The following is a 19,742-nucleotide window of genomic DNA, read 5'->3' as shown; positions in this document are numbered from 1 at the left end:
AGAGGATCCGTCATGGACGAGCACCTGCACTCCACCTGGCAGGCCACGCTGCGCACCATCCTGGCCGCCGCCACCGTCGTCACCCTGGTGCTGTTGGCCTTCGCCTGGCCCAGCTACACGGCCAAGCCGAAGGGCATGCCCGTGGCCATCGTGGCGCCGACCCCTCAGCGCGCCGCGGTCGCCCAACAGCTGGAGGCCGCCGGAGGAGCCTTCACCGTGGTTGACCAGAGCGACCGGGCGGCCGCCGTCGAGGCCATCGAGCAGCGAGGGGTCTACGGAGCGCTCGTCTTCTCGGGGCAGAAGACGGAGGTGCTCACCGCCTCGGCCGGCAGTGCCGCCGCCACCCAGATGCTCGCCGGTGCCGCGCAGAAGCTCGGCGCCCAGCAGATGGCTGCCGTCGCGGCCCAGAAGCAGCAGGCTGCCGGGGAGGTCGCCAAGCTCGGCGCGCAGGCTGCCGCTGCCGCCGCCAGCGCTCAGACCCTGGCGACGGTGTCCCAAGGGCTACCCGCCGCCCAGGCCGCGGCCATGAAGCCGCAGGTGGAGGCCGCCCAGAAGGCTGCCGCGGGTGCTGCCGCCAAGGCCAAGCAGGCACAGGATTCCTTGGCCGCCACGAGTGCTCCCGTCGTCGCGATCACCGACGTCGTGCCGCTGGCCAGCAGCGATGCCCGCGGCACCGGCATCGCCATCGCCGGTCTGCCGTTGACGATGGGCGGCATGATCGGCGGCGTCCTGATCTCCATGCTGCTCGTGGGGTGGAAACGCCGTCTGGTCGCCGTCGCCGGGTACGGCGTGCTGGGTGGCCTGTTGCTGACCGGCATCCTGCAGGGCTGGTTCGGCTTCATCCAGGGCGGCTTCTGGATGAACTGGCTGGTCATTGGCGCATCCATCGCCGCGACGGCCGCCTTCATCGTGGGCGCGCACTCCCTGCTGGGGCGGCCCGGGCTGGCGCTCGGTGCGATTCTGACACTGTTCGTCGGCAACCCCCTGAGCTCCCAGAGCATGCCCAAGGAATGGCTGCCCGGTGCCTGGGGCGAGATCGGCCAGTGGTTCGTGCCCGGTGCCGCCGGCAACCTGATGCGGATCGAGAGCTACTTCCCGCAGGCCTCGACCTTCCAGCCCTGGCTGGCCCTGCTGGTCTGGTTCGGGCTGGGTGTTGTGCTGGCCGTGGTGGGGCGTCGTGCAGGCACCGTGGCCGGGGCCGTTGTGGGCAGTCGCGGGGATGTCGACGAGCGGTGATCCTGGCCGGGCCTGTCTGCACCGGTACATGTTTGGTGGGGCGCGGGGAAAATCGGATGAAAACTGTCAGAGGCAGCATCTAGTGTCATTCCTGCCATGCAGACCTTTCCGCCGGACACCACGGCCTTCAGCCAACGCACCCGGGACGCCCTGACCCCTGACCAGACGGGCGGCCCGGGCGGCGTCGTTTCCGGGGACGAGCCGGACACCCGCAGCCCGGCCCGCTTCCTGCGCTGGCTGCTGGGCCAGCAGCTGGACCTGGTGCTGGCCAGCGCCGCCGTCGGCGCGCTGTGGTTCCTGCCCAGCGCGATCAACCCGTGGCTGCTCGGCCGCGCCATCGACGAGGGGGTCAGCCGGGGCAGCGTCTGGGCCACCCTGCCGTGGGCGCTGCTGATGGTGCTCAGCATCACCGTCGGTGTGGTGGGCGGCACCCTGATGCACACCAGCGCCGTCACCGGCTTCCTGGTGGCGATGTACAAGACCATGAAACTGGTGCTGCGCAAGGGAACCCAGCTTGGGCACGTCGCCACCCGCCGCACGCCGTCGGGGGAGATGCTCTCCATCGCGGGCGGCGACGCGGAGACCTACGGCATGGTCTTCGAGGTGGTGGGCCGCACCATCGCCGCGCTGGCCGCCTTCATCTTCGTCGCCGGCCTGGTGCTGGCCGAGTCCACCAAGCTCGGACTGGTCACGCTGATCGCCGCCCCGCTGCTGGTGGGAGCCGCATCACCCCTGCTCAAGCCGCTGCAGCGTGCCCAGGCCAGTGAGCGCAGCCGCTCCAGCGAACTCACCGGGATGGCCACCGACATCGTGGCCGGCCTGCGGATCCTGCGCGGCATCGGCGGCGAGCAGACCTTCGGGGACAACTACGCCCACCAGTCCCAGCGGGTTCGTCGGGCCGGGGTCCGGGCGGGCACCTGGCAGGCCGCGGTGGACGCCCTCAGCGTGCTGCTGTCCGGGCTGCTGCTGGTGGTGCTGACCTGGCTCGGCACCCGGGAGATGCTGGCCGGGCGGTTGAGCATCGGGCAGCTGGTCAGCTTCTTCGGCTATGCCATCTTCATGGTCTGGCCCATCAGCACCTTCTACGAGTTCGTGCAGAAGTGGGTGCAGGGTCTGGTCTCGGCCAAGAAGACCATCGCCGTGCTGGGCCAGCGTCCGCCGTGGCGGGACCCGGCGGATCCGGTGGCCCTACCGGCGGGGGCCACCATCACCGACGAGGCCTCCGGTTTCGTGGCGCAGCCCGGGCGGATGACCGTCGTGGTCAGTGCCCTGCCGGATGACTCGGCGGCGCTGGCGGACCGGATCGGCCGTTTCCTGCCCAGCCAGACCGAGGCGGTCTCACTGGTGATCGACGAGGACCTGAAGGGCAAGGCGGCCAAGCGCGCCCGGGCCGAGCGCCAGGAGCAGTTGGCCACCCTGGTGGCGGCCGACGAGGAACGGGCCGAGGCGCACTGGGGAGTCAGCTTCGACGACGTGGACCTCTCCCGGGTGCGGTTGGATGAGGTGCGCTCCCGGGTGCTGGTGGCCGACGCCAATGCCCAGGTCTTCGCCGGAACCCTGCAGGAGCTGGTGGACCCGCACGGCCGCGCCACCCGGGAACAGGCCGAACAGGCGCTGCGCACCGCCAATGCGGAGGACGTCTACGACGCCCTGCCCGGTGGCTGGCAGGGGGTGCTGGATGAACGCGGCCGGGGCCTGTCCGGTGGCCAGCGGCAACGCCTGGTGCTGGCCCGCGCACTGCTGGCCGATCCCGAGGTGCTGGTGCTGGTGGAGCCGACGTCGGCCGTCGACGCCCACACCGAGGCCCGGATTGCCGCCCGGCTGGCGGAACACCGTCGGGGCCGGACCACCATCATCACCACCGTCTCTCCGCTGCTGCTGCACCATGCCGACGAGGTGGTGCTGCTGGACGACGGCAGGGCGGTGGCCCGCGGCACCCATGCCGAGCTGTTGGCCGACAACCCGGGCTACCGCGCCGTCGTCGCGCGGGACATGGACCAGACCGACGAGAGCCCGGAGGGAGGGAACCGATGAGCGAGGACACGATGCCGGCCCCGGCGACACCGGTGGCCGAGGACCTGTTGGCCAGCTCCGCCAGCACCTGGCGGGAGGGGCCCGCCCGCGGGGTGGAGATCCCCGAGATCCTGCAGGTGGACGAGTCGGTCCCGCTCCCACTGCGCCTGCGCGGCTGGCGGCAGCGTCGGGACCTGCGCGGCGAGCGGGCCGAGGAGTTCTACGCCGGCTCCCGCAACCCGGAGCGCGGCCTGCCCGTGGCCCCGGACTCCGATGTGGTGGCCTTCATCCGACGAATGCTGGGCGAGCGCAAGCGGCTGGCCGTCGGGCTGGTGCTGCTCAACGCGCTGGCGGCCGTGGCCGGGCTGTTGGTGCCCCGGATGCTCGGCGGACTGGTGGACCGGGCCGGTCAGGGCGGCGACGCCCTGGCCAGCCAGTTGGACGGAATTGCGCTGACCGTGGTGGGCGTGGTGCTGCTGCAGACGGTGCTCACCTTCGGGGCGCGTCGGATCAGCGCCGTCTTCGGCCAGGACATGCTGGCGGAGGCTCGGGAGTACGTCGTGCGCTTCGTGCTGCGGCTGCCGCTGTCCACGGTGGAGCGGGCCTCCAGCGGTGATCTGGTCACCCGGGTGACCAGGGACGTCTCCACCATGTCCGGGGCGGTCCGGTGGGCCCTGCCGCAGCTGGTGATCGCGTCGGTGATGACCGGACTGACCATGGTGGCGATGTTCCTCAACTCGTGGATCCTGGCGCTGCCCAGCGTCGGCTCCATGCTGCTGCTGGCCATCGTCAGCCGGGGGTATCTGCGCAAGGCCCCGAAGGGCTACATCACCGAGGGCGGCACCTATTCCCAGATCAACACCGGGCTGACCGAGACCATCGAGGGTGCCCGGACCGTCGAGTCGCTGCGGCTGCAGGACGCCCGCACCGGGCGGACCGATGGCGACATCGAGGAGTCCGGCCAAGCCGAGCGCTACACCATGACGCTGCGCAACCAGATGTTCCTGAGCGTCGACTACGCCTACCAAGGGCCGCTGGTGCTGATCGTGCTGCTGGGTGCCTGGGGGCATGCCCACGGCTGGGTCACGCTGGGCCAGATCACCGCCGCCGCCATCTACGTGCAGCAGCTGATCGAGCCGATGGACCGGCTGATCCAGACCCTGGACCGGCTGCAGGTGGGGATGGCCTCCACCACCCGACTGCTCGGGATCGCGGCCGTGCCGCCGGACCGGCAGGCCACCGGCGAGATCCCGCTGGGTGACCACTTGGTGGCCGATGACCTGCGCTTTGCCTATCGCGAGGGTCACGACGTGCTGCACGGTGTCAGCCTGGACCTTCGTCCGGGGGAGCGGCTGGCCATCGTCGGGCCGTCCGGTTCCGGCAAGTCGACCCTGGCCCGGCTGCTCAGCGGAATCAATTCGCCGCGGGCGGGTGAGGTCAGCGTCGGCGGGGTGGACGTGATGAACCTGCCGCTGGCCGACCTGCGCACCCAGGTGGCGCTGGTCACCCAGGAACACCACGTCTTCGTCGGCTCCGTGAGGGACAACATCGTGCTGGCCCGGGAACAGACGGCCACCGACGATGAGGTGTGGCAGGCACTGCGCGCCGTCGAGGCCGCCGAGTGGGTGGAGCGGTTGCCCGACGGGTTGGCCACGAAGATCGGCTCCGGCAACCAGGTGCTCACGCCGGCTCAGGCGCAGCAGATTGCGCTGGCCCGGCTGGTGATCGCGGACCCGCACACCCTGGTGCTGGACGAGGCCACCAGCCTGATCGACCCGAAGACCGCCCGCCACCTGGAGGGTTCGATGGCCAGCCTGCTGGACGGCCGCACCGTGGTGGCCATCGCGCACCGGCTGCACACCGCGCACGACGCGGACCGGATTGCCGTGGTGATCGACGGGCGGATCGCCGAGCTGGGTTCGCACGACGAATTGATGGCCCGCGACGGGGAGTACGCGTCGCTCTGGCGGGCCTGGACCAGCTGATTCGGCCTGTGGTGGCCGGCGCGAACCGCGGACGGAGACTCCGACTCTGCACCCCGACGGTCACTGGGCACCCGCTGGAGCGGGTGCCCAGTGTCGTCCGGGGGTGCCCAGTCGCATGCCGGGGTCAGGCGGAGGCGGTCAGGCCTCCTTGCGCCCCTTGGGCACGGTCAACGCGACCGAGGCCAGGGCCAGCAGGGTGAGCAGCAGGTTGAAACCCATCGTCACCATGCCCGCGGTGCGCACCCGGGCATTGGACTGGATGCCCTGCATCTCGAAGACCCAGCCGGTGGTGAAGCCGCTGCCCATCACGCCGGTGAAGATCGCCAGGGAGGCCGCGGCGCCGATGGCCGAGCCCAGACTGGAGGCCATCTTGTAGATCCCCGCGCCGGCACCGGCCTGGGCGGGCGGCAGGTTGGACAGGGCGGCGTCGGTGGAGGGCGTCGCGTAGAAGGCCAGGCCCAGGCCGAACAGCACATAGGCGATCACGGCCAGCACCACATAGGTGCCCACCAGCACCTGGGTCTGCATCAGCAACAGGCTGGTGACGCCGAGGATCATGGCTCCCCACATCATCGGCTTGCGGGGGCCGAAGCGCTGCAGCAGTTTCTCCCCGATCCGGATGCAACTGATCACGGCCACCGCGAAGCCAATCGTCAACAGGCCCGCGTGCCAGGCGTCGAAGCGTTCCGGACGGGCCAGCTGCAGCATCTGCTGGCTCACCATCAGCATGCCGATGGTCATGTTGATGGCGAAGTTGGAGACCACCGCGCCGGTGAAGGTGATGTTGCGGAACAGCGCGAAGTCCATGAACGGGTGCTCACGCCCCCGCTCCCAGACCACGAAGGCCACCAGACCAAGCAGGAAGACGGCACCCAAGCCCAGGGCCGTCGGGCTGGTCCACCCCAACTGCTTGCCGAAGACCACCACCACCATGAAGCACAGCACGGTGACCATGAACAGCAGCAGGCCCACCAGGTCGAAGGCCTTGTGGGAGACCTGTTCGGCGCGGCTCTCCGGCGTGCCCCAGATCATCGCGAAGCTCAGCACCGACGCGACGATCGACGCGACGAAGATGTAGCGCCAACCCAGGTTGGAGGCCAGGAAGCCACCGAACAGGGCGGCCATCGACGAGCCGCCAAAGGTGCCGATGGACCACATGGACACCGCGCGCTGCCGCGCCGGACCGTCCCAGTAGGCCTTCACCAGCGCAAGGGTGGCGGGCATGATGCACGCGCCGGATAGGCCCTGGACGGCGCGGCCGAGGAGCATCGTCGGTAGGGCCAGGGAGCCACTGGACAGCAACACCAGAACAGACCCGACGACGCCCAGCACATTGCCCACCAGGGCCATCCGCACCCGACCCATCCGGTCAGCGATGCTGCCCATCAGGACGATGAACAGCCCACTGAACAGGGCGGTGATGGCCACGGCCAGGTTCATCTGGTTGACGGTGAGCACCGGATCGGCCCAGGTCTTGGTGGCCGCATCGGTGTAGGGGCCATTGACGTCGCTCAGCACCCGTCGGGCAACGGCACCCAGACTGCCCGCGAAGAGCCAGAAGGTGAGCAGCCCCAGGACGGAGCCCCACAGCAGCTTCTCGGTTCCCCGGTATTCGCTGGCGGCGGGGGCCGCGATCTGCGTGCTCATCGTGCACCACGGAGGCAGGCGAGGGAGGCGGCCAGCAGGGCGCGGGTACCGGACTCGATGGTGGGGTGGATCACGGGTGCGAACCGCGGGTTGTGGTTGGCGACGGGTGGCTCGCCCTCCGGGAAACCGCCCCAGGTCCAGAAGCAGTAGGGCACCCCAAAGGCGTCGGGAATGCGGCTGAAGTCCTCGGATCCGGTGGCCGGAGGCATGGTCTTCACATTGTCACTGCCGAGCGCGGCTTCCAGGGCGGAGCGTACCGTGGCGGTCAGGGCGTCGTCATTGTTCGTGGGCGGGAAGATGTCGTGGTACTCGAAGGTGGGCTCCCTGGGCGAGCCGGAGGCCGCGCACTCGGCGCGCACGATCTGCTCGATCGAGGCCAGCAACTTCTGCCGGACCTCGGGGTGGTAGGCGCGCACATTGAGCTCGAGCACGGCCCGGTCACCGATCACGTTGGCCTTGGTCCCGGCATGCAGGCTGCCGACGGTCACGACGCCGAAGTCGCCGGGCGCGATCACCCGGCTGACGATGGTCTGCAGGCGCATCACGATGGCGGACGCAAGCAGCACCGGGTCCACCCCGAAGTGCGGCATTGACCCGTGACTGCCGACGCCGAAGACGGTGACGGTGATGCTGTCACCCGTGGCCATCACGGCGCCCGGCGCGATGTACACCTGCCCCGCGGGCATGCCCATCACGTGCTGCCCCAGGCAGACGTCGGGCCTGGGGACCTTGTCCACCAGTCCGTCGGCCACCATTGAGGCGGCGCCCGCCGCGGTTTCCTCACCGGGCTGGAAGAGCGCCAGGTAGGTGCCGCGCCACGCGTCGCGGTGCTCGCCCAGCAGTGCGGCGACGCCCAGCGCACAGGTGACGTGCATGTCATGTCCGCAGGCGTGCATCACTCCCTCAACCGTCGACATGTAGTCCAGCCCAGTGTCCTCGGCCACCGGCAGGGCGTCGAAATCGGCCCGGGTCAGCACCGTCGGGCCGTCGCCATTGGCGAGGACACCGACGACGCCACCACCGACCGTGATGGTGTCATAGCCCATCTCGTCGAGCCGACGGGTGATATCCGCCAGGGTCTCGGTCTCCTGCATCGACAGTTCGGGGTGGGCATGGAGGTCTTTGTAGAGCTCCTCCTGCCAGGCCAGCGGAAGCTGTACCGCTGTGAGATCCACCGTCATTGCTGTTCTCCTCGGTTCTTGTCAAGGCCACGGGCCGGGCGTCGCGTCGGCGATGCCCGGCCCGTGGAACCAGTTTCTTCTTGTGGGGTTGTTCTGTCAGGACTTCTGCTGTTTCGGCACCGTGACCATGATCGAGATCATCGAGACGACGACCAGGAAGAGGTTGAACAGCATGGTGACCATGCCCGCGGTGCGGATGTTCACATTGGTCTGGATGCCGTTCATGTGCACCGCGTCGCCGATGCGGGTGACGTCGGCCCCCATCACCGCGGTGAAGATGGCCAGGGACAGGGCCGCGCCGATGGCGGAGCCCAGGCTGGAGGCCATCTTGTAGATGCCGGAGCCGGAGCCGGACTGGGCGGCGGGCAGGTTGCTCAGCGCGGCGTCGGTGGATGGGGTGGCGTAGAAGGCCAGGCCCAGACCGAACAGGGCGTAGGCCACCACGGCCAGGATGGTGTAGGTCCCGACCAGCACCTGGGTCATGGCCAGCAGGACGCACACGACGCCGACGATCGCGGCGCCCCACAGCATCGGCTTGCGCGGGCCGAACTTCTGCAGCAGCTTCTCACCGACGCGGATGAAGCCGATGATCGTGATGGCATAGCCCAGAGTCAGCAGGCCGGCGTGCCAGGCGTCGAAGCGCTCGGGGCGGGCCAGCTGGAGCATCTGCTGGCTGACGATCAGCAGCCCGATGGTGGCGTTGATGGTGAAGTTGGAGATGGTGGCGCCGGTGAAGGTCTTGTTGGAGAACAGGCTGAAGTCCATGAACGGGTTGGCCTGCTTCTGTTCCCACCAGATGAAGGCCGTCAGGCCGACGAGCGCCACGGCGGCCAGCCCCAGCGTCGTGATGCTGGCCCAGCCGAGCTGCTTGCCGAAGATCACGACGATCATCAGGGCCAGGATGGTGACGATGAAGACGCCCAGGCCGACGATGTCGAAGCGCCTGCGGACGGTCTTCTCGGCCCGGCTCTCCGGGGTGCCCCACATCATGGCGATCGAGATCAGTGAGATCACGATGGACGCCCAGAAGATGTAGCGCCAGCCAAGGTTGGTGGCGACGAAGCCGCCGAAGATGGCAGCCAGACCGGAGCCGCCCCAGGAGCCGATCGACCACATGGACACGGCGCGTTGGCGGGCCGGGCCGTCCCAGTAGGCCTTCAGCAGCGCCATTGTCGACGGCATGATGCAGGCGGCCGACAGGCCCTGGATGGCGCGGCCGGTCAGCAGCAGCGGCAGCGCCAGTGAACCGCTGGCCAGCACCACCAGCAGGGAACCCACCAGGCCCAGCACATTGCCGGTGATGGCCACCTTCACACGGCCGAGCTTGTCCGCCAGACCGCCCATCAGCACGATGAACAGGCCGCTGAACAGGGCGGTGATGCTCACCGCGAGGTTCATCTGGTTGACGCTGACGTGCGGGTTGGCCCACTGCCCGGGGGCGGTGGTGGGGCCATTGATCTCGGCCAACATGTTGCGGGCCACCGTGCCCGTCGTCCCGGCGAAGAGCCAGAAGGTGGTGACGCCCAGCACGATGCCCCACAGCAACTTCTCGTTGCCGCGAAAGCCCTGCGCCGGGGGAGTGGCGGGGGTGGTGCTCATGCCTTGTTCTCACTCTCGGGGGTGTTCTTGCCCAGCCAGGCCAGCGTCGCGACGGCCAACGCCTCGGTGCCGGTCTGCAGGGTGGGATGAATGGTGGGGGCGAAGCCCGGGTTGTGGTTGCCGACCACCTCGGCGTCCTCGGCGAAGCCGCCGACGCCCCAGTAGCAGTAGGGGACGCCGAACGCGTCGGGGATGACGCTGAAGTCCTCGCTGGCGGGGATGGGGGCCAGGTGCAGCACCCGCTCCTGCCCGAAACTCTCCACGAAGGCGTCGGTGACCTGCTGGGTGGTCTGCTCGTCATTGGTGGTCAGCGGGAAGCGGTCGTAGTACTCGAAATCGGGCTCCTTGGGGCAACCGGAGGCCTCGCACTCGCCGCGCACGATCCGTTCGATGGCCTCGAGCACCTTGTCTCGCACCGCATTGTCATAGGTGCGCACGTTGAGCAGCAGCGTGGCGGAGTCCGGGATGATGTTGGACTTGCTCCCGGCCTGGATGCTGCCGACGGTGACGACGCCGAAGTCGCCGGGGGCGATCACCCGGCTGACAATCCCCTGCAGCCGCACCACGATGGTGGACGCCAGCACCACCGGGTCGACGCCCAGGTGCGGCATGGAACCGTGGGATCCCTTGCCGTGCAGGGTGATCCGGATGCTGTCGCCCGCGGACAGGATGGGACCGGGGGAGGTGGACACGGTGCCGGCCAGGCCGGGCAGCACGTGCTGGGACAGGCAGACGTCGGGCTTGGGGAGCTTGTCCACCAGGCCGTCGTCCACCATGGAGCGGGCCCCGGCGGCGATCTCCTCGCCCGGCTGGAAGAGGGCGACGTGGGTGCCGCTCCACGCGTCGCGGTGCTGGGCGAGCAGCTCGGCCGCGCCCAGGCTCCAGGTGATGTGCATGTCGTGGCCGCAGGCGTGCATCGCACCGTCGATCTGCGAGGCGTAGTCCAGGCCGGTGGCCTCGGTGACGGGCAGGGCGTCGATGTCCGCACGGGTCAGGACGCAGCGTCCCTCACCATTTTCGAGCACGCCGACGACGCCGCCGCCGACCTGCTGCGTCTGGTAGCCGAAGCCCTCCAGCCGACGGGTGATCTCGGCCGCTGTCTCGCTCTCCTGCATGGACAGTTCCGGGTTGGCGTGCAGCTGCTTGTAGAGCTCCTCCTGCCAGACCAGCGTCTGCTCGATGCCCTGCAGGGCGGGGTCGGTGCTGCTCATGCTTTCGCGTCCTTCCGTGGGTGCCTTTCTTCGACGGTAGGGACCATTTCACGCGCGGGCTGGGGGTTTCCGTCAGTTGCCGGGACGTTCGCCGGTGGCCGAATGCCTCGTGGTGGTGAATTGCGGCGACGTAGCGTGGCTGCGGACGTCGTGGGGGCACCGGCCTCCGCCAGGCACAGGAGGCCAACACCGGATGAAACTCGCAGACCAGATCGTGGCCCAGTTGCGGGCGACGGGAGTCCGTCGCATCTACGGCATCGTTGGGGACTCACTCAACCCGATTGTCGACGCGGTGCGCCGCACCGGCGGGGCGGAGAAGGGCGGGATCGACTGGATCCACGTTCGCCACGAGGAGGCTGCGGCCTTCGCCGCCGCCGCGGACGCCCAGCTGACCGGTGAATTGGCGGTCTGCGCCGGATCCTGCGGCCCCGGCAACCTGCACCTGATCAATGGCCTGTACGACGCGAACCGCTCCGGTGCGCCCGTGCTGGCGATCGCCTCGCACATCCCCAGCGCCCAGATCGGCCAGGGTTACTTCCAGGAGACCCACCCGGACCGGCTGTTCACCGAGTGCAGCGTCTACTGCGAGCTGGTCAGCACCCCACAGCAGTCGCCGCGGGTGGTCGAGGCCGCCATCCAGCACGCCGTCACCCTGAACGGCGTCTCCGTGGTCACCATCCCCGCCGACGTCACGGACCAGGAGGCCACCGCCGACGCGCCGCTGCACACGCCCGTCGCCCGCGGCTCCCTGCACCCCGATCCCACCTCCCTGCAGCAACTGGCCGAGGCCATCAATGCCGCGGACAAGGTGGCCATCTTCGCCGGTGCCGGCGTCCAGGGTGCCCACGACGAGGTGATCGAGCTCGCTGGCCGGATCAATGCCCCCGTCGGGCATTCCCTGCGGGGCAAGGACTTCATCCAGTACGACAATCCCTACGACGTGGGGATGACCGGCCTGCTGGGCTATGGCGCGGCTGCGGCCGGCATGGAGGATGCGGACCTGCTGCTCCTGCTGGGGACGGACTTCCCCTATGACCAGTTCCTGCCCGAGGTCCGCACCGCACAGGTTGACCGGGCCGCGCAGCACCTGGGCCGGCGCACCGACGTCGACGTCGCGGTGCATGCGGACGTGCTGCCGACCCTGCAGGCCCTGCTGCCCTTGGTGAAGAACAAGCGCAGCGACCGCTTCCTGAAGCAGATGCTCAAGAAGCACCACCGGATCGTGGACAAGGGCACCAATGCCTACACCCGCAATGCCCGCACGATGAAGCCCATCCACCCGGAGTACGCGATGGCCGTGCTGGACGACTTGGCCAGTGAGGATGCCGTCTTCACCGCCGACACGGGCATGTGCAATGTGTGGACCGCCCGTTACGTCACGCCCAATGGCCGCCGCCGGCTGATTGGTTCCTTCCTGCACGGTTCGATGGCCAATGCGCTGCCGCATGCCATGGGCGCGCAGGTGGCCTACCCGGGCCGTCAGGTGATTGGCGTCTGCGGCGATGGAGGCCTGTCAATGCTGCTGGGCGAGCTGCTCACCGTCGCCACCTACCGGCTGCCGGTCAAGCTCGTCGTGTTCAACAACTCGACGCTGGGCATGGTGAAGCTGGAGATGCTGGTCAACGGCCTGCCCAGCTCCGGAACCGACGTGCCAGATGCGAACTATGCCGCCGTCGCGAATGCCGTCGGGATCAAGGGCATCCGGGTGGAGGACGGCAAGGACCTCCAGAAGGCCTACCGCGAGGCCCTGGAGCACGATGGACCGGCGCTGGTGGAGGTGGTCACCGACCCGAACGCCCTGTCCATCCCGCCCGAGGTCAGCCTGGACCAGGTCTACGGCTTCGCGACGGCGATGAGCCGCACCGTCCTCAACGGCGGCGCCGGTGAGGTGGTCAGCATGGCCCGTTCCAACCTGCGCAACATTCCGCGGAGCTGAATCCCGGACTGGCTCGGGCTCCCTCGCCTGCCACCGAATCCGAAAAGCGACCGCCAGATTCACGTCTTCCGGGCCGCCCACGTGGGGGCCCGGGGCAGACCGCCAATCTGGCGGTCGCTTTTCGGAATCCCACGACGAGTCCTGCGCGCCGCGACCCGAAGCGACCTATCTTGTGGGTGGATGACGCGGGAGGGAGCGGTCATGAAACAGCGGGTGATGGTGCTGGCCCTGGCGAGTCTGCTGGCGGTGGGGTGTGCGCCGAACGGGAAGAGCCCCCTCCCGGGCCTGTCGGGGCAGAGCACGCCGGCGCCCAAGCCCTCGGTGTCGAGCACGTCCGACGGCTCGGCGCCGCCCACGTCCTCGGCGGCGCCGTCGCCGGCGGCTTCGGCCAGCAGGCCTGTCGACCAGTTGATCAACACCCAGAGCGTGATCAGCTATCAGGGGATCGGCGCCTACACCTTGGGCACCCCCGGCGCGAGACTGCAGGAGCAAGGGCTGGCGACGCCCAACCAGGCCTGCGACAAGATGTGGGACCCCACCAGGGCGCCCCAGATCCTCGGCATCGAGTTGAACTTCGATGGCGACGGAAAGCTGATCGGGGTCTCCACCATGAACCCGATGATGAAGACCACCTCCGGGGCGCATGCCGGGATGACCTTCGCCCAGGTGGCAAAGATCTACGGCCCGCGCTTCAGCTATGTCACGCTGCCCGCCGGTGAGCAGGGCAAGCTGACCGTCGGCCGGATCAGCCAGGGCAACCGGGAGATCCTGTTTGGTCACCGGGCCGACAGTGGGCAGGACAGCAACGCCTCCGCGGACCTGGACGTCAGCTGGGTGATGGTGCAGCAGCAGTCCAAGGGCATCTTCTGGGGATGCTGAGCCGTGGTGGGACTTGCGGCAAATGTCCGGGGAGATGACACTGCGCCCCCGGCCATTCGCCGGGAGCGCAGTACGTCGTGCGGCGCCAGGTGAGGCGCTGACCTCCGCGGGTCAGTCCAGCCCGAAGTCCATGGCGGCGGCGTCCAGCGAGGCCTCGGCCTCACCCGCGCCGCGTCCCAGCGACGGGATGGACTTGCCGGCGCCGGCCTGGAGCTCGCCCACCAGCTCGGCGGAGGCGCCACCCAGCACGCCCTGGGCGGCGTAGATCTCCAGCTTCTCGCGGGAGTCGGCGATGTCCAGGTTGCGCATGGTCAGCTGGCCGATCCGGTCCGTCGGGCCGAAGGCCGCGTCCTCGACGCGCTCCATCGACAGCTTCTCCGCGTGGTAGCTGAAGTTCGGGCCATCGGTGTCCAGGATGGTGTAGTCCTCGCCGCGACGCAGGCGCAGCGTGACCGTGCCGGTGACCGCGGAGGCCACCCAGCGGGTGATGGACTCGCGCAGCATCAGGCTCTGCGGATCCAGCCAACGGCCCTCGTACATCAACCGACCCAGCCGGAAGCCCTCGGAGTGGTAGTTGGCCAGGGTGTCCTCGTTGTGGATGGCGTTCAGCAGCCGCTCGTAGGCGATGAACAGCAGCGCCATGCCGGGGGCCTCGTAGATGCCGCGGGACTTGGCCTCGATGATCCGGTTCTCGATCTGGTCGCTCATGCCCAGACCGTGCCGGCCACCGATCTCATTGGCCTTCATCACCAGGTCGACCGGGGAGCCGAAGCTCTCGCCATTGATCTCCACCGGACGGCCCTGGTGGAAGGTGATCTTGACGTCCTCGGTGTCGATCTGCACCGACGGATCCCAGAACTTCACGCCCATGATCGGCTCGACGGTCTCCAGCGAGACGTCCAGGCTCTCCAGGGTCTTGGCCTCGTGGGTGGCGCCCCAGATGTTGGCGTCGGTGGAGTAGGCCTTCTCCTTGGAGTCCCGGTAGGGCAGCTTGCGCTCGGTGAGCCAGACCGACATCTCGTCGCGGCCGCCCAGCTCGCGCACGAAGTCCTCGTCCAGCCACGGCTTGTAGATGCGCAGCTGCGGGTTGGCCATCAGGCCGTAGCGGTAGAAGCGCTCGATGTCATTGCCCTTGTAGGTGGACCCGTCGCCCCAGATGTTCACGTCGTCGCTGGCCATCGCGCGCACCAGCAGGGTGCCGGTGACGGCCCGGCCGATCGGCGTGGTGTTGAAGTAGGCGCGGCCGGCGCTGCGGATGTGGAAGGCGCCACAGGCCAGGGCGCTCAGGCCCTCCTCGACCAGCTGCTCGCGGCAGTCCACCAGACGGCTGATCTCGGCGCCGTACTGGCCGGCGCGGCCGGGCACCGACTCGATGTCGGGCTCGTCGTACTGGCCGATGTGCGCGGTGTAGGTGCAGGGAATCGCACCCTTCTCGCGCATCCACGCGACGGCGACGGAGGTGTCGAGGCCTCCGGAGAAGGCGATGCCGACCTTTTCGCCGGCCGGAAGGGAAGTCAGAACTTTGGACACGGCAGCAGCCTAGCGCATATCTATTCGATCCGTCGAATAAATATTCCCTGCCTTGGGCTGGTCTGGAAGGATGGGGACATGCCTGCCGCCCCCACCCTGCGCCTGCACCTGCTTGCCATCAACGCCAGGGGCGACGTCGCCGTCCAGTTGGACGGGCAGCCCCACCAGCTGGCGGCCGGGGACCCGGCGGTGGTGCACCAGCTGACCACCAGCCCCGGGCCGCACGAGCTGGTCTTCTCCGGCCGGGTCCCGCTGGGCCGCACCGGGGACGCCGCCGCCGTGGTGGAGGTGCCGGAGCAGGGCGATGTCGACGTGTACTACGCGCTGCCGGCGATGCCGCGGATGCGGGGCGAGGTCTCCGACGAGCCGGACGCCGTCCCCGGGCGGGAGTGGCGACGGGTGATCTTCGCGGTGATCCTGCTCACCGTCGCCACCTGGGCCGTCAGCCTGGCCTGGGTGGTCACGCTCCTCTGATCCCGGGCAGGGCCCACCGCCGGTGGCTCCCGAGCAACCAACCACGGTCCCCGAGCCTGTCAACGGGCCCGACGGGTGCAGCCTCAGCGGCTGGGGGTGGCGCTGGGGCTGGCGTCCTGCTGGATCGGGTTGAAGGCGCAGGCGTCGCTGAGATTCTCCGCGGCCGGGGTGCTGGCCGAGGCCGACGGGCTGGCCGAATCGCTGGCCGAGTTCCCGGGGGAGGGTTCGGCCGAGGTCGGGGCGGCACTGGCCGGCTTGGTGGCCTTGGGCGCCGTCGGCTTCGGGGCAGCCGTGGGCGGGTTCTCCGCCTCCTGGATGGCCCGCTCCACCCGCTTCTTCATGGCCGGGAAGTCCGGCTCCGCGGAGACGAAACCGTCCTTGCCATTCACGAACAGCACGCTGGTCTGCTTGCCGGAGTCCCGCACGTCCAGGGAAAGATCGGCGATCTCGGGCAACACATTCGACGGGATGTCGGTCTTGATCATGTTCTTGGACGCGCTGGCGATCGCCTCGTACTTGGTGAGCATCGTCGGCACGTCGGCCTGGTCGATGATGGCCTTCACCAGGCAGCGCTGGCGGCCCATCCGGCCGAAGTCGCCCAGCGGGTCCATGTACCGGCTGCGGCCGTACCACAAGGCGTGATAGCCGTTGAGCTTCTGGTTGGGCCCCACCTCCAGGAAGCCCGTGGTGTTCTCCGGATGGTCCGCCGAGCCGTTGATCGGCAGCCGCTGGTTGATGTTGACCGTGACGCCGCCCATCGCGTCGATCACCGACGTGAGGCCATTCAGGTCCACCAGGGCGAAGTAGTCGGGCACCAGGCCGGTGATTTCCCCGATGCTCAGCTTCAGCGCGTCGGCGCCGGGCTGGTCGGTGTCGGTGAACAGGTCCGGATGTTCCTTGGGCACATTGGACCACACGGCATTGAGCGCGTAGGACTGGTCCATCGGGTCGCCGTTGGTGAACCCGTCGGGGTAGGCGTCGCGCAGCTTGCCGGCAGGGAAAGGCGCCTTGGCCAGGTTGCGGGGCAGCTGCACCAGGACCGTCGCGCCGGTCTGGGTGTTGATCGACGCCAGGATCATGGTGTCGGTGTTCATCTCGTCGACTCCGACGTGCTGGGTGTTGCGCCGGAAGTCCGAGCTGTCACCGCCCAGCAACAGGATGTTGAGCCGCGGCTTGTCCTTCCAGACATTCCGGCCGGAGCCGAGAGTGGGCCGGGTCTGGGAGCGGCCACCCTTGCCGAAGATCGAGTCGATGGTGGCGGCCTGGGTCAGGGCGTAGTGGCCGCCCAGGGTGAGCGGCGCCGACGTCACGAAGCTCAGCATCCCCACCAGCACACTGGCCACGGTTCGTTGGGCGCCGGTGAGGCGACGGGGGCGGTGCACCAGCCAGGTCCCGACGATCACCGCCGCCCAGACCAGCGCGCCCAGCACCAGCAGGACGGCGGCCAGACGGAGCCGACGGGGGGTGGTGATGGTCCGGGCGAACCAGCCCAGATCCGTGGTGCCCTTGAAGACCAGGAAAGCCACGCTGGTCAGGAAGAGTCCCAGCACGGTCAGGCCCAGGGCCCGGCTGCGGCGCACCAGGCCCAGCCCCGGAAGGGCGGTGCCCAGGACCGTCCAGCCGATCGCATCCCCGAATCGCGGAAACAGGCCGCCCGCACCCCGGCGCGGGGCCTTCTGGTCGGCCAGATCCTGTTCGGTCACCAGCACTCGTCGGCCCGCGGGTTGTGGCCGCCCCCCGTCGTGCTGGGCCACCTCAGGCCACCAGGATGATCTTGCCGATATTGCTGCCGCCGGCCAGCTGCTCGTGCGCCCGACGGGCCTCGGCCAGCGGGATCCGGGTCTCCGGGGCGGGCTTGATCCGGCCGTCGGCCACCATCGGCCAGACCACCTCGGCCACTCGCTGGCAGATCTGGGCCTTCTGTTCGGCGGGGCGGCCGCGCAGGCTGGTGGCGGTGACCACGGCGCGCTTGTTCAGCAGCTTGCCGATGTTCAGGGTGCCCTTGACGCCGCCCTGCATCCCGATGATCACCAGCCGTCCCTCGGTGGCCAGTGCATCCACGTTCAGCTCCAGGTACTTGGCGCCCATCACGTCCAGGATCACGTCGGCGCCCTTGCCTTCGGTGGCCTCCTTCACGGCCGTCACCCAGTCGTCGTGGTAGTCGATGGCGACGTCGGCGCCCATCTGACGGCAGTGCTCCAGCTTGTCCTCGGAGCCCGCCGTGGTAAGCACCCGGCAGCCCAGCGCCTTGGCGTACTGGATGGCGAAGGTGCCGATGCCACCGGCGCCGCCGTGCACCAGGAAGGTCTCACCCGGCTTGAGGTTCACGCCGTCCATGTTGCTGACGACGGTGGCCGCCACCTCCACAAGACCGGCGGCGGTGACCGCGTCGACCCCCTGCGGAATGGCGATGCACTGCCCGGCCGGCACCACGAAGTACTCGGCGTAGCCCCCGCCGGCCAGCAGGCAGACCACCTGGTCTCCGATGCTCATCCCGGTGACACCCTCGCCCAGCTCGGCGATGGTTCCGGTGGCCTCCAGGCCCATCACGTCGCTGATCCCCTTCGGGGGCGGGTAGTGGCCTTGACGCTGCAGCAGGTCTGCCCGGTTCACCCCGGCGGCGATGGTCTTGACCAGCACCTCACCCGGCGCTGGGGAAGGAGTCTCCACCTCGGCCCACTCGATCTGCTCGGGGCCACCCGGCTCGTTCACGGTGATTGCACGCATGGCTCAAGCCTGCCACACCGGGTGGGGCACTCAACCGTGGGAGACGACGTCCGAATTGGGCGGTTCGTGCGGGTTGATCAGCGGGACGTTCATGGTCTCGCCGTAGCCGCGGTTGGCGTCCAGGTGCTGGGCGACGTCGGTCACCAGCCGGGTCATCTCGGCGTCGGCGGCACCACCCGGGCACAGGATGTGGGTGCGGTTGGTCTGGCCGTGGTAGAGGGTCAGGTGGGCGCCCTCGCCGCTGGTGGTGACCTTGGTCACCTCGTCCCACCGTCCGGCCTTGTCCGCGCCGGGTCCGGTGATCCGGTAGCCGTCGTCATCCAGGTCGACGAAGGTGCGCATCGTGACCATGGACCAGCCGGCCATGCCGGCCAGGGCCAGGCCCAGGAGCAGCACGATCCAGCTCAGCGCCACCCAGACCACCGAGCCGCCGCCGCTGGTGCTGGACAGCAGGATCGCCCCCAGCAGGAGCAGGATGGCGGAGATGAGGAAGGCCCGCAGCGGTGGTTGCGGCTTGAGTACATAGCGTTGGGGTGCGGGGTGGGGGGTGGTCACGTCACTCCTTGCTTGCTGGGCTTGCAATGGATGGGTGCTGGAAGCACTCGCTCCCGTCAGCGCTGGCGGCGAGGGTGGGATTCGAACCCACGGAGAGTTGCCCCTCGGTCGCTTTCAAGGCGACTGCACTAGTCCACTATGCGACCTCGCCGTGCCGGCAGGCGTCGCCTGCACGTCAGCGTTCATCGTACCCGGTTGACCACCCCGGCCAGCCCCGGCCGCGTGTCGTGGCGGGGTTTGAGGGGTTGTCCGTGGACGGTCGGGACCAGTGCACAGCCCGTAGTGGTTCGCCAGCCGGGTGATCCTGGGCGCCCGCGAGGTGACGGCTTGCCAAAGTTGGCGCCCCAGCGGACACAGAAGTTGGTTGGACACGTTCAAATCGCGAAAAGACTGCCAACTTGGTCACGCCCGATGGTCTGGGGAGGTCCGCTTTGCCCCAGAGCCGAGGGCACGGTAGCCTTGATCCTCGTTGGAGGTGTCGCCTAGTCCGGTCTATGGCGCCCGCCTGCTAAGCGGGTTTGGGGCTAAAACCCCATCGCGAGTTCAAATCTCGCCACCTCCGCCAACACGGCCATCGGGTCGGATCCGTTCAGGGTCCGGCCCGATGGCCGTTTCTGTGCTTGGGCTCCCAACCGCACTTGGGGGTTAGCGGCAGAAATGTGTGTATGGCTTCGGGCGTGTCATGGTCGCCAGCGGCCGGCCCAGCCTTTCTGGATGCCGTTGCCGTCTTCCCAGCTGAAGTTGGTGCCGGGTTGTGGGCCGAGGGGTT

14 protein-coding genes and 2 tRNA genes are annotated in these 19,742 nt (G+C 68.9%); 7 read left to right on the top strand and 9 right to left on the bottom strand.

What is annotated here, in order from left to right:
- Positions 1 to 12 precede the first annotated feature (12 nt).
- The 3 genes from AAEX60_RS12680 to AAEX60_RS12670 all read left to right on the top strand — a co-directional run bounded on the left by AAEX60_RS12680 (position 13) and on the right by AAEX60_RS12670 (position 5,234).
- On the top strand, positions 13 to 1,236 hold the full coding sequence (locus AAEX60_RS12680; RefSeq protein ID WP_342103927.1) for a hypothetical protein: 1,224 nt from the start codon (positions 13 to 15) through the stop codon (positions 1,234 to 1,236).
- A 96-nt stretch (positions 1,237 to 1,332) separates the two neighbouring features.
- Positions 1,333 to 3,270, top strand: coding sequence for an ABC transporter ATP-binding protein (locus AAEX60_RS12675; RefSeq protein WP_342103926.1), 1,938 nt, complete (start codon positions 1,333 to 1,335; stop codon positions 3,268 to 3,270).
- Positions 3,267 to 5,234: an ABC transporter ATP-binding protein gene (locus tag AAEX60_RS12670; protein WP_342103925.1), complete on the top strand. Its 1,968-nt coding sequence runs from the start codon at positions 3,267 to 3,269 to the stop codon at positions 5,232 to 5,234. Before AAEX60_RS12675 ends, AAEX60_RS12670 begins: the two co-directional genes overlap by 4 nt.
- Positions 5,235 to 5,372: 138 nt before the next feature.
- Here the strand turns inward: AAEX60_RS12670 and AAEX60_RS12665 are convergent, their stop codons facing one another.
- The 4 genes from AAEX60_RS12665 to AAEX60_RS12650 form a co-directional block, all read right to left on the bottom strand.
- Complete coding sequence (locus AAEX60_RS12665) at positions 5,373 to 6,881, bottom strand: MFS transporter (protein WP_342103924.1); 1,509 nt, start codon at positions 6,879 to 6,881, stop codon at positions 5,373 to 5,375.
- Complete coding sequence (locus tag AAEX60_RS12660) at positions 6,878 to 8,062, bottom strand: amidohydrolase (RefSeq protein WP_342103923.1); 1,185 nt, start codon at positions 8,060 to 8,062, stop codon at positions 6,878 to 6,880. Before AAEX60_RS12660 ends, AAEX60_RS12665 begins: the two co-directional genes overlap by 4 nt.
- A 96-nt stretch (positions 8,063 to 8,158) precedes the next feature.
- Entirely contained in the window at positions 8,159 to 9,661 is a 1,503-nt protein-coding gene (locus AAEX60_RS12655; RefSeq protein ID WP_342103922.1) for an MFS transporter, read from the bottom strand.
- Positions 9,658 to 10,872 (bottom strand): amidohydrolase, encoded by a 1,215-nt coding sequence (locus tag AAEX60_RS12650; protein ID WP_342103921.1) that lies wholly within the window; start codon positions 10,870 to 10,872, stop codon positions 9,658 to 9,660. The genes AAEX60_RS12655 and AAEX60_RS12650 overlap by 4 nt, the downstream gene beginning before the upstream one ends.
- A 193-nt stretch (positions 10,873 to 11,065) precedes the next feature.
- On the opposite strand from AAEX60_RS12650, the gene AAEX60_RS12645 reads away from it, so the two are divergent.
- A complete protein-coding gene (locus AAEX60_RS12645) occupies positions 11,066 to 12,808 on the top strand; it encodes a pyruvate dehydrogenase (protein WP_342103920.1) in 1,743 nt (580 codons plus the stop codon).
- A 201-nt stretch (positions 12,809 to 13,009) separates the two neighbouring features.
- The gene (locus AAEX60_RS12640; RefSeq protein ID WP_342103919.1) at positions 13,010 to 13,687 is read left to right on the top strand and encodes a hypothetical protein; all 678 of its coding nucleotides are present in this window, start codon (positions 13,010 to 13,012) and stop codon (positions 13,685 to 13,687) included.
- A 111-nt stretch (positions 13,688 to 13,798) separates the two neighbouring features.
- Here the strand turns inward: AAEX60_RS12640 and argG are convergent, their stop codons facing one another.
- A complete protein-coding gene (argG, locus tag AAEX60_RS12635; protein WP_342103918.1) occupies positions 13,799 to 15,217 on the bottom strand; it encodes an argininosuccinate synthase in 1,419 nt (472 codons plus the stop codon).
- Positions 15,218 to 15,295: 78 nt separating this feature from the next.
- On the opposite strand from argG, the gene AAEX60_RS12630 reads away from it, so the two are divergent.
- On the top strand, positions 15,296 to 15,691 hold the full coding sequence (locus tag AAEX60_RS12630; protein WP_342103917.1) for a hypothetical protein: 396 nt from the start codon (positions 15,296 to 15,298) through the stop codon (positions 15,689 to 15,691).
- Between the two features lie 83 nt (positions 15,692 to 15,774).
- Here the strand turns inward: AAEX60_RS12630 and AAEX60_RS12625 are convergent, their stop codons facing one another.
- The 4 genes from AAEX60_RS12625 to AAEX60_RS12610 form a co-directional block, all read right to left on the bottom strand.
- Positions 15,775 to 17,394, bottom strand: coding sequence for an LCP family protein (locus tag AAEX60_RS12625; protein ID WP_342103916.1), 1,620 nt, complete (start codon positions 17,392 to 17,394; stop codon positions 15,775 to 15,777).
- A gap of 52 nt (positions 17,395 to 17,446) precedes the next feature.
- Positions 17,447 to 18,418, bottom strand: a complete 972-nt coding sequence (locus AAEX60_RS12620; protein ID WP_342103915.1) for an NAD(P)H-quinone oxidoreductase — start codon at positions 18,416 to 18,418, stop codon at positions 17,447 to 17,449.
- A 30-nt stretch (positions 18,419 to 18,448) separates the two neighbouring features.
- Positions 18,449 to 18,973 (bottom strand): hypothetical protein, encoded by a 525-nt coding sequence (locus AAEX60_RS12615; protein ID WP_342103914.1) that lies wholly within the window; start codon positions 18,971 to 18,973, stop codon positions 18,449 to 18,451.
- Between the two features lie 63 nt (positions 18,974 to 19,036).
- Positions 19,037 to 19,124, bottom strand: a tRNA-Ser gene (locus AAEX60_RS12610).
- Positions 19,125 to 19,444: 320 nt separating this feature from the next.
- Here AAEX60_RS12610 and AAEX60_RS12605 point away from each other — a divergent pair.
- Positions 19,445 to 19,538 (top strand) — tRNA-Ser (locus AAEX60_RS12605).
- Positions 19,539 to 19,742 lie beyond the last annotated feature (204 nt).

The sequence above is a fragment of the Luteococcus sp. H101 genome, assembly GCF_038433155.1.
Classification (GTDB): Bacteria; Actinomycetota; Actinomycetes; order Propionibacteriales; family Propionibacteriaceae; genus Luteococcus.
This window is presented reverse-complemented; position numbering and strand designations above follow the sequence as displayed.

Excerpts from the sequence above, each read along its gene's own strand:
- AAEX60_RS12680 (WP_342103927.1), top strand. The coding sequence starts at position 13 with ATGGACGAGCACCTGCACTCCACCTGGCAGGCCACGCTGCGCACCATC.
- AAEX60_RS12675 (WP_342103926.1), top strand. The coding sequence starts at position 1,333 with ATGCAGACCTTTCCGCCGGACACCACGGCCTTCAGCCAACGCACCCGG.
- AAEX60_RS12670 (WP_342103925.1), top strand. The coding sequence starts at position 3,267 with ATGAGCGAGGACACGATGCCGGCCCCGGCGACACCGGTGGCCGAGGAC.
- AAEX60_RS12665 (WP_342103924.1), bottom strand. The coding sequence starts at position 6,881 with ATGAGCACGCAGATCGCGGCCCCCGCCGCCAGCGAATACCGGGGAACC.
- AAEX60_RS12660 (WP_342103923.1), bottom strand. The coding sequence starts at position 8,062 with ATGACGGTGGATCTCACAGCGGTACAGCTTCCGCTGGCCTGGCAGGAG.
- AAEX60_RS12655 (WP_342103922.1), bottom strand. The coding sequence starts at position 9,661 with ATGAGCACCACCCCCGCCACTCCCCCGGCGCAGGGCTTTCGCGGCAAC.
- AAEX60_RS12650 (WP_342103921.1), bottom strand. The coding sequence starts at position 10,872 with ATGAGCAGCACCGACCCCGCCCTGCAGGGCATCGAGCAGACGCTGGTC.
- AAEX60_RS12645 (WP_342103920.1), top strand. The coding sequence starts at position 11,066 with ATGAAACTCGCAGACCAGATCGTGGCCCAGTTGCGGGCGACGGGAGTC.
- AAEX60_RS12640 (WP_342103919.1), top strand. The coding sequence starts at position 13,010 with ATGAAACAGCGGGTGATGGTGCTGGCCCTGGCGAGTCTGCTGGCGGTG.
- AAEX60_RS12630 (WP_342103917.1), top strand. The coding sequence starts at position 15,296 with ATGCCTGCCGCCCCCACCCTGCGCCTGCACCTGCTTGCCATCAACGCC.
- AAEX60_RS12620 (WP_342103915.1), bottom strand. The coding sequence starts at position 18,418 with ATGCGTGCAATCACCGTGAACGAGCCGGGTGGCCCCGAGCAGATCGAG.